General features: G+C 55.2%; 2 rRNA genes. Both read right to left on the reverse strand.

The features are described from left to right. Nucleotides 1-3: 3 nt before the first annotated feature. A 5S ribosomal RNA gene (gene rrf, locus CHB96_RS29255) occupies nt 4-120 on the reverse strand. A gap of 141 nt (nt 121-261) precedes the next feature. Further along, nucleotides 262-3,422, reverse strand: a 23S ribosomal RNA gene (locus tag CHB96_RS29260). Nucleotides 3,423-3,467: the final 45 nt, after the last annotated feature.

The raw sequence follows: 3,467 nt of genomic DNA on the forward strand, positions 1-3,467 counted from the left end.
TGTGTTCGGCGGTGTCCTACTCTCCCACACCCTGTCGGGTGCAGTACCATCGGCGCTGGAGGGCTTAGCTTCCGGGTTCGGAATGGGACCGGGCGTTTCCCCTCCGCTATGGCCGCCGTAACTCTGCGAAACAGTGTCACGAGCGAACCGAAGTCGGAGACACACACAGTGTGTGTGTTCGTTCTTGGTTCTATGTAGTTGTGTACCTGAATACACTTCGTGTGTTGTTTCAGATATTGCACAGTGGACGCGTAGCTTCTTTGTGGTAAGTCCTCGGCCTATTAGTACCAGTCACCTGCATCGGTTACCCGACTTCCAGTTCTGGCCTATCAACCCGGTGGTCTGCCGGGGGCCTTACCCCCTCGTGGGGGTGAGAAACCTCATCTTGGAACAGGCTTCCCGCTTAGATGCTTTCAGCGGTTATCCCTTCCGAACGTAGCTAACCAGCGGTGCTCCTGGTGGAACAACTGGCACACCAGAGGTTCGTCCGTCCCGGTCCTCTCGTACTAGGGACAGCCTTCCTCAAGTTTCTTACGCGCGCGGCGGATAGAGACCGAACTGTCTCACGACGTTCTAAACCCAGCTCGCGTGCCGCTTTAATGGGCGAACAGCCCAACCCTTGGGACCTACTCCAGCCCCAGGATGCGACGAGCCGACATCGAGGTGCCAAACCATCCCGTCGATATGGACTCTTGGGGAAGATCAGCCTGTTATCCCCGGGGTACCTTTTATCCGTTGAGCGACACCGCTTCCACATGCCGGTGCCGGATCACTAGTCCCGACTTTCGTCCCTGCTCGACCTGTCAGTCTCACAGTCAAGCTCCCTTGTGCACTTGCACTCGACACCTGATTGCCAACCAGGCTGAGGGAACCTTTGGGCGCCTCCGTTACATTTTGGGAGGCAACCGCCCCAGTTAAACTACCCACCAGGCACTGTCCCTGAACCAGATCATGGTCCGAGGTTGAGGTATCCAATACGATCAGAGTGGTATTTCAACAACGACTCCACAGTAACTGGCGTCACCGCTTCACAGTCTCCCACCTATCCTACACAAACCGAACCGAACACCAATACCAAGCTATAGTGAAGGTCCCGGGGTCTTTTCGTCCTGCCGCGCGTAACGAGCATCTTTACTCGTAATGCAATTTCGCCGAGTCTATGGTTGAGACAGCTGAGAAGTCGTTACGCCATTCGTGCAGGTCGGAACTTACCCGACAAGGAATTTCGCTACCTTAGGATGGTTATAGTTACCACCGCCGTTTACTGGGGCTTAAATTCTCAGCTTCACCACCACAAGGGCAGTTAACCGGTCCTCTTAACCTTCCAGCACCGGGCAGGCGTCAGTCCGTATACATCGTCTTACGACTTCGCACGGACCTGTGTTTTTAGTAAACAGTCGCTTCTCACTGGTCTCTGCGACCCCACCCAGCTCACACCGCAAGGATGATCACCGAGCGTGGTCCCCCTTCTCCCGAAGTTACGGGGGCATTTTGCCGAGTTCCTTAACCATAGTTATCTCGATCGCCTTAGTATTCTCTACCTGACCACCTGTGTCGGTTTGGGGTACGGGCCGTGTGAAAGCTCGCTAGAGGCTTTTCTCGGCAGCATAGGATCACTGAATTCACCTCAATCGGCTACGCATCACCTCTCAGGCTTGAATGAACGGCGGATTTGCCTACCGTTCGCCCTACAGGCTTACACCAGTACAACCACTGACTGGCCCAGCTACCTTCCTGCGTCACCCCATCGCTTGGCTACTACCAGATCAGGTCCCACGCATCCACCCGACGCCTCACTCTCGAAAGAGATCAGTCACCGGGATTCAGGGCAGTTAGTATCACTGATTCACCATGGGCGCGTTCACACGGGTACGGGAATATCAACCCGTTGTCCATCGGCTACGCCTGTCGGCCTCGTCTTAGGTCCCGACTCACCCTGGGCGGATTAACCTGGCCCAGGAACCCTTGGTCATTCGGCGGACGAGTTTCTCACTCGTCTTTCGCTACTCATGCCTGCATTCTCACTCGCACAGCCTCCACACCTGGATCACTCCGATGCTTCCACGGCTGCACGACGCTCCCCTACCCACCCACACACCTGGCAGACCCTCCGTAAAGGGAATGCGGGCTATTGTGTGAGTGCCGCAGCTTCGGTGGTGTACTTGAGCCCCGCTACATTGTCGGCGCAGGATCACTTGACCAGTGAGCTATTACGCACTCTTTCAAGGGTGGCTGCTTCTAAGCCAACCTCCTGGTTGTCTTCGCGACCCCACATCCTTTTCCACTTAGTACACGCTTAGGGACCTTAGCTGGCGATCTGGGCTGTTTCCCTCTCGACTACGAACCTTATCGCCCGCAGTCTCACTGCCACGCTCTCACTCATCGGCATTCGGAGTTTGGCTGATTTCGGTAAGCCGGTAAGCCCCCTAGACCATCCAGTAGCTCTACCTCCGACGAGAAACACGTGACGCTGCACCTAAATGCATTTCGGGGAGAACCAGCTATCACGGAGTTTGATTGGCCTTTCACCCCTACCCACAACTCATCCCCTCAGTTTTCAACCTAAGTGGGTTCGGTCCTCCACGACGTCTTACCGTCGCTTCAACCTGGCCATGGGTAGATCACTCCGCTTCGGGTCTAGAACACGCCACTACACACCTCACGGTGATACGCCCTATTCGGACTCGCTTTCGCTACGGCTACCCCACACGGGTTAACCTCGCGACATGCCACTAACTCGCAGGCTCATTCTTCAAAAGGCACGCCATCACCCACAGTGAACAAGTCACTCGCAGGCTTTGACGGATTGTAAGCGCACGGTTTCAGGTACTATTTCACTCCCCTCCCGGGGTACTTTTCACCTTTCCCTCACGGTACTAGTCCGCTATCGGTCACCAGGGAGTATTCAGGCTTATCGGGTGGTCCCGACAGATTCACAGCAGATTTCACGGGCCCGCTGCTACTTGGGTATTCGCTACGACAGTCACAGTATTTTCGTCTACGGGACTCTCACCCTCTACGACAGGCCGTTCCAGACCACTTCGACTAACACCATGATTTCTTACTGTCGGCCGATCCGGCAGAATCGACAAAACAAACCCCACAACCCTCCATACGCAACCCCTGCCGGGTATCACACGCACAAAGTTTGGCCTCATCCGCTTTCGCTCGCCACTACTCACGGAATCACAATTGTTTTCTCTTCCTGTGGGTACTGAGATGTTTCACTTCCCCACGTTCCCTCCACACACCCTATATATTCAGGTGCAGGTAACACGACATCACTCGTGCTGGGTTTCCCCATTCGGACACCCTCGGATCACAGCTCGGTTGACAGCTCCCCGAGGCTTATCGCAGCCTCCTACGTCCTTCATCGGCTCCTGGTGCCAAGGCATCCACCGTACGCTCTTCATTACTTACAACAAAGATGCTCGCGTCCACTGTGCAATTCTCAAACAACACACACG

The organism is Rhodococcoides kyotonense (assembly GCF_900188125.1).
In the GTDB taxonomy this organism is placed as follows: Bacteria; Actinomycetota; Actinomycetes; order Mycobacteriales; family Mycobacteriaceae; genus Rhodococcoides; species Rhodococcoides kyotonense.